Annotated in this window: 2 protein-coding genes; one reads left to right on the top strand and one right to left on the bottom strand. The window is 56.8% G+C overall.

Going from position 1 to position 600, the window contains the following annotated elements; genetic code table 11:
* The coding region (locus tag I6F37_RS38465) for a hypothetical protein (protein ID WP_225154137.1) at window positions 1-312 on the bottom strand (312 nt) is incomplete at its 3' end.
* Between the two features lie 106 nt (window positions 313-418).
* Here I6F37_RS38465 and I6F37_RS38460 point away from each other — a divergent pair.
* The coding region (locus I6F37_RS38460; protein WP_225154136.1) for a hypothetical protein at window positions 419-600 on the top strand (182 nt) is incomplete at its 3' end.

Here is a 600-nt window from a genome sequence, read left to right as displayed (position 1 = left end):
AATAAGTCTTCGCGTGTCAGAAGATTTCTTCCAGCGGCCCTTTGATTGTGAGGAGGCGATGACCGTCACTTGCTGCGGCAAGTGAGCGAAACGGTTGATATGTCCGGGGCCAACCAAAACCACACGAATGGGTCTGACGAGATCCTGTCCGCGATCGACATTGCTCGCGAACTGCGCTGTTCCAAGGCGCACGTCTATAACGTCATCCTCGGCCGGGTTTCGGGCGTAACGCCACTGCCCGTGATCGTACTGGGGCGGCGACGATTGGTGCGCCGGAGCTCGTTCGAGCTTTGGAAGCGGTCCAACGAACACGAGTTTGTTCCCGCAGAGGTTTCGGCATGATGTCTGGCGTTCTTTTCAGTCACGCTTTGCGGCAGCTTTCAGAGACGGAGGGCCGGGCACCAGTCGGAGATGTATTGTGACTGGTGCCGCCGCCTTCGAGAGGCACTTCCGCGTTCGTGAGCTTGGAGAACTTTGGGGGTTCTCCGATAACACGATCATCAAGCTGTTCAATTCGGAAGCTGGTGTAATCCGGTTAGAACGCGGCGCTGGAAGACGAAAGTACACAACCCTCTCGATCCCAGAAAGCGTTGCGCTACG

The organism is Bradyrhizobium sp. NBAIM08 (genome assembly GCF_020193935.1).
GTDB classification, from domain to species: Bacteria; Pseudomonadota; Alphaproteobacteria; order Rhizobiales; family Xanthobacteraceae; genus Bradyrhizobium; species Bradyrhizobium yuanmingense.
This window is presented reverse-complemented; position numbering and strand designations above follow the sequence as displayed.